Origin of the sequence: Okeania sp. SIO2F5 (genome assembly GCF_010692685.1) — a bacterium.
GTDB lineage: Bacteria > Cyanobacteriota > Cyanobacteriia > Cyanobacteriales > Microcoleaceae > Okeania > Okeania hirsuta.
This window is the reverse complement of the sequence record NZ_JAAHGU010000261.1, coordinates 1-3889: the sequence shown is the minus strand read 5'-3', so window position 1 is coordinate 3889 and position 3889 is coordinate 1. Positions and strand designations below refer to the sequence as shown.

The 3889-nt window shown below is 36.7% G+C and carries 5 protein-coding genes; all 5 read right to left on the bottom strand.

All coding sequences use genetic code 11. The features are described 5' to 3' along the window. Positions 1-212 precede the first annotated feature (212 nt). Positions 213-1391, bottom strand: a complete 1179-nt coding sequence (locus tag F6K27_RS32600) for an aminotransferase class V-fold PLP-dependent enzyme (RefSeq protein ID WP_287280051.1) — start codon at positions 1389-1391, stop codon at positions 213-215. Positions 1392-1450: 59 nt separating this feature from the next. After that, entirely contained in the window at positions 1451-1918 is a 468-nt protein-coding gene (locus F6K27_RS32595; protein WP_287280050.1) for an Hpt domain-containing protein, read from the bottom strand. Beyond that, the gene (locus F6K27_RS32590) at positions 1861-3168 is read right to left on the bottom strand and encodes a response regulator (RefSeq protein WP_287280048.1); all 1308 of its coding nucleotides are present in this window, start codon (positions 3166-3168) and stop codon (positions 1861-1863) included. The genes F6K27_RS32595 and F6K27_RS32590 overlap by 58 nt, the downstream gene beginning before the upstream one ends. After that, entirely contained in the window at positions 3169-3486 is a 318-nt protein-coding gene (locus F6K27_RS32585) for a histidine kinase dimerization/phospho-acceptor domain-containing protein (protein WP_287280046.1), read from the bottom strand. It abuts the gene before it with no gap. A gap of 200 nt (positions 3487-3686) precedes the next feature. Continuing rightward, positions 3687-3889: hypothetical protein (locus tag F6K27_RS32580; RefSeq protein WP_287280044.1), on the bottom strand; the 203-nt coding region annotated here is incomplete at its 5' end.

The following is a 3889-nucleotide window of genomic DNA, read 5'->3' as shown; positions in this document are numbered from 1 at the left end:
CCTAATAAACGTTCTGATTCTTGTGGATGCCATACGAATGTAGTCAAGCATACTGGTCATAATTAGCCATAAAAAATTACATTTTATATGACTCTATCACAATTTATTTATTTTTCCCAGATGTCTAATATAGATAGACCTCAAATGGGTTCTATAAAATCTTGCTCTAGGGAGGTTCCATAGAACTTCCCTACTTTCTCCTCGGTTCGCTGTTACCCAAAAGCTTTAATTTCTGCAACTAATTTATCAATTTCTGCTTCTTGAGTAAAATAATGAACACAAGCTCTTACACAATCTGGATCGAGAATAGTTCGTACCATAATTTCCTGCTTTTCTAGATATTCAACTAACTGTTGATGAGACTTACCATTAGTTAACTGAAAAGAAACTAATCCAGCTTCTGGCGGTGCAGTTCGCAAACAATTAATCTCAGGAATTTTCTTTAAATTTTCCCATAAATATGCACTTAATTCTTTAATTTTTTCATATCTTTCTTCAGCAGTTCCCCACTGATTATGTAGAGCGATCGCCTCCTTTAAAGCCGGAGATAAAGGATAAGCAGAAGTCGCAATTTCGTAACGTTTACCATTAGGTTGCCAAGCAATTGGTTTACCACTTTTATCTTTAATAACACCCCGCCATCCAATAAAAGTAGGGCTTAAATTTTCCCTAGCTTCAGCACTTACATAAAGTCCACCTAAACCACCCGGGCCACACCACCATTTATGACCAGTAAAAGCATAAAAATCAACTTCTATTTCGGCTAATTTTAAAGGTAAAACCCCTACAGATTGAGCAGCATCAACTAATACTTTTACTGGAGAAGGAGAGAAACTGTGACACATTTTAACAATTTCAGCTAATGGCAAAACCTGACCTGTATTCCACAATATATGGCTAATTACTAATAATTTAGTGTTTGAGCGTAAATTATTAGTAATTACTTCTACCGGGTTCCCTTCATTTAAAGTTGCCATAATCGGGCAAGTAGAAACCTCTATCTTAAAACGTCTTTGAATCTCCTCAATTGTAGCAATAATTCCAGGATGTTCGCAGTCAGAAAGTAATATATGGTCTCCTGCTTGCCAATCAATACCCCAAAGTGGAATGTTACAACCGACAGTAACATCTTCTGTCAGAGTAATAGTATCTGGAGAAACTCCTAACTCAGCAGCGATCGCAGCCCGGACTGAAGCTACTTGTTTTTCTACCCAAATTCCGGCTTTTCCAGAAAAAGGTCCGATATTTTGTATTTCTTGATAAGACTGATAAATTGCCTGTAAAGATGCTTCAGGCATTGGTCCTTGCCCACCATAATTAAAATAAATTTTATTAGCTAAAGCCGGAAAATTTTGTTGATAATTTGATAATTGAGAGGGATGATGATTCATATAAATATTGCAGATTATCTAATCATTTAGTGCTTTGGGATTATACCATAAATTTTTATTTAAACTTGTAATTCTTCTAAAACAGACTTAGCAATAATAAACTCATTTTCTAATTGAGTGAAAAGTGTTTCTGCTTCTGCTTTTGTTATGGTACCAGCTTTAGCCTTCTGCTCTAAGATTGCAGAGATTTCAGCCAAGCGCACTACTCCTAAATTACCACTGCTACCTCTCAAAGAATGAGCGCTTTTTTTTAGTGCTTTTGTGGCAGAGTTATCGATCGCCTCTTTAATAGCTAGTAACTGCTGTGGAGTATCTTCAATAAACAAATCGATCAGTTCCGTTACCAGATCTGCTTCGCCCTCTATCTGTACTTCTTGGCGAATATTTTCAATGACCTCCACCATCACTGGAGGAGAACTAGAAGCTGTTTGTGATTGTGGTGGTGGAGATGGTAGAGAAGGAGTTTTTTCTAACTGTTGTGTTTGTAGCGCAAGAGTTTTTTTTTGGCTATGATTATTTCTCCCCAATTTTCCAGTATTTCCTGTAGCTCTTCAATCTTAACTGGTTTACTCATATAATCATCCATACCAGTTTGCAGACAAATTTCCCGATCGCCCTCCATAGCTCCCGCCGTCATGGCCACAATAACAGGTCTGTTGTCTAACTCATTGCCATATTTGTCATAAATATGTTTTGTTGCTTCCAAACCATCCATTTCTGGCATTTGCACATCCATCAACACCAAATCATAGGGTACTTTTTCTAAAGCTATCAAAGTTTCTAATCCATCACTAACCACATCAGGACGATAACCCATTCGTGCTAACATCGACAATGCAACTTTTTGATTCACTACATTATCTTCAGCTAGTAAAATTCTTAAAGGTAGTCGAAGGGCAAGATTGCTATCAATCTTGATATCAGCTTTATTTTTAATATTTACTACCTGATTAGAAAAAATCTCCATCAGTATCTTATATAACTGATCTGGCTTAATCGGTTTATTTAGACAAGCTTGTAAATTTCTTGTATCACCTTTAGGGCAACCTACAGAAGTTAACATCACTAATGGGAGTGTTTTTAGTTCAGGAAACTTACGAATTTCAGCAGCTAAAGTTAGACCATCGATTTCCGGCATTTGCATATCTAAAATAGCCAGATCGAACTTTTTACCTTTCTTCAACAACTCTAAAGCTTTTGCACCACTATCTGCTTCTGTTGATATCATATTCCACTTTTTACTTTGTATTTTTAGAATCAGTCGATTAGTAGGATTATCATCAACTACTAATATTCGTTTACCATTAAGTTGAGGCTGAGGATTTTGATAAACTTTAGGAATACTGGGAGCACTTTTAGCTAAGATTGTGAAGTGAAACGTTGAACCCACAGCAAAAGAATTCGCAGAAGCTAAATTATTTTGATTTACCAAGGGATTTCCAGCCACATTACCCCCGCTTTCTGCCCACATTTGTCCGCCCATCATTTCACACAGTTTCTTACTGATAACTAAGCCTAAACCTGTACCCCCATATTTACGAGTAGTTGAAGAATCTAGTTGAGAAAAAGGCTGAAAAAGTCGCTTTAAACCTTCTGGTGGAATACCAATACCAGTATCTCTGACAGCAAAATGGATTTGGTGGGTGGGAGATTGAGAATTGTCTGAGTTAACTTCTTCAGCAGTAACATTTATTACTACTTCTCCAGAATGAGTAAATTTAACAGCATTACTGACTAAATTGACCAGAATTTGACGCAACCTAGTTACATCACCCATCTATCTGCAGGGAGTATGATCGTCTATAATGTAGGCTAAGTGTAATGCTTTATCTGTAGCTTGAGACACTAGCAGATCTAGACAAGATTCTACACATTCTTGGAGGTCAAAAGCTTGGCTTTCTAAGTCTAACTTATCGGCATCTATTTTTGAGAAGTCGAGAATATCATTAATAATGATTAACAAGTTATCTCCACTACTGCGAATAATTTCCACAAAGTTTCGTTGTTGGGGATTGAGATTAGTATCTAGTAGCAAACCAGTCATCCCAATTACTCCATTCATTGGGGTACGTATTTCGTGACTCATGTTGGCCATAAATTCTGATTTCAGCTTGGCTATAGATTGAGCTTCCTTTAAGGCCGCATTTAATTCCTGATTTTTTTGTTCTAATTCTGCTGCTATTTTGGTCGTTTGTTCCTGAGTTTTGACTTTTTCTTCCAGATAAACTTGAAGTTTGTTGACTGCAGGTCTAAATACAAATACTCCCTCTGATATTAGTAGTAATATCGCAACTGTTAATAATAAATTTTCGATTCGTCTAGTTTGCTGAACCTTTTGTCGAGCTTCGGCATCATATTGGAAGACAATTTGATATCATGTCCGGTAGCATCGTTTGTGTATAATTGAAGAGGAGAAAAATAATTCCCAGGAGCGATCGCCATTATGCCAAGACGCTTAAGTATCCAAGAACACCTAAGTATAGATGAACTAGAAAGAA

Coding starts and splice junctions, on each gene's coding strand:
- F6K27_RS32600 (WP_287280051.1), bottom strand. CDS start 1,391: ATGAATCATCATCCCTCTCAATTATCAAATTATCAACAAAATTTTCCG.
- F6K27_RS32585 (WP_287280046.1), bottom strand. CDS start 3,486: ATGGCCAACATGAGTCACGAAATACGTACCCCAATGAATGGAGTAATT.
- F6K27_RS32590 (WP_287280048.1), bottom strand. CDS start 3,168: ATGGGTGATGTAACTAGGTTGCGTCAAATTCTGGTCAATTTAGTCAGT.